General features: G+C 77.3%; 1 pseudogene. It reads left to right on the top strand.

From position 1 onward, the window contains the following. Window positions 1-158: 158 nt before the first annotated feature. Window positions 159-916: pseudogene (locus FK498_RS18845) on the top strand (hypothetical protein); the annotation flags it as partial.

Raw genomic sequence — 916 nt, 5'->3', positions numbered from 1 at the left:
GGATGAGGTTGGTGCTGATCGGCGCGACCTGATAGAGCCGCGGGTCGCGGGAAGTGCGCGCGGCCGGGGTATAAACCGCCGAGCCGCAGCCCCCCGGGGGGGGGACGCACAAAAAGGCCGCGGCCCCCGCCGCCCCCCCGGGGGCCCCGGCGGGCGCGATGCCGGCGGGACCGGTCTCGCTGACGGCGCGGCCGGTGCGCAACGCGCCCCAGCCCTCGGCGATCCTGCCCTTCGCCGAAACCACCGGCTTCGCCGTGCTGCGGCGCGGCGACTGGGTCTGGGTGGTGGCCGACGAGGCCCGGCCGATCGACCTCCGGCCCCTGCGCGCCGATCCGGTCTTCGGCTCGGCCGAGGTCGCCGTGACGGCGGGTGCCACCGTCATTCGCGTCCGCCTGCCGGGTGAGGGGGCGATCCGGCTGATGCGCACCGAGCGCGGTGTGCGTCTCGAGGCCCTGCCGGACGGCCTGCCGCCCGGCGATGCCCTCGCCGCGGAGGTGCGCGAGGAGGCGGGCCGCGTCGGTCTGACGATCGCGACGCCAGGGGCGGGCCACGTGGTCCACCTCAGCGACCCCGACACCGGCGAACGGCTGCTCGTCGGCACGCTCACCGAATCCGAGGGGCGGATCCCGGTCGGGCGCGCCTATCCCGAGTTCTCGCTCCTGCCGACGCAGCGCGGCATCGCCGTGCTGGCCTGGTCGGAGCACATCGCGCTGCGGGCGGGGGAGGGCGGCTTCGCGGTGGCGGCGGCGCAGACCATGCCGCGCGGGCTCGCCATCACGCCGGGCCAGCAGGGTGTCGACCTCTCGCTGGCCAGCCGTGCGCCGACGCGCAGCTTCGACTTCCCGGCCCTGCCCGAGGAGGCGCTGGCCGAACGGCTGCGCCTGCTGCGCGCCGAGGCGGCGGCGGCGCCGCCGCT

The organism is Elioraea sp. Yellowstone (genome assembly GCF_006704265.1).
Lineage (GTDB): Bacteria > Pseudomonadota > Alphaproteobacteria > Acetobacterales > Acetobacteraceae > Elioraea.
Note: the sequence above shows the minus strand (reverse complement) of the source record. Positions and strands in the feature narration are given on the sequence as shown.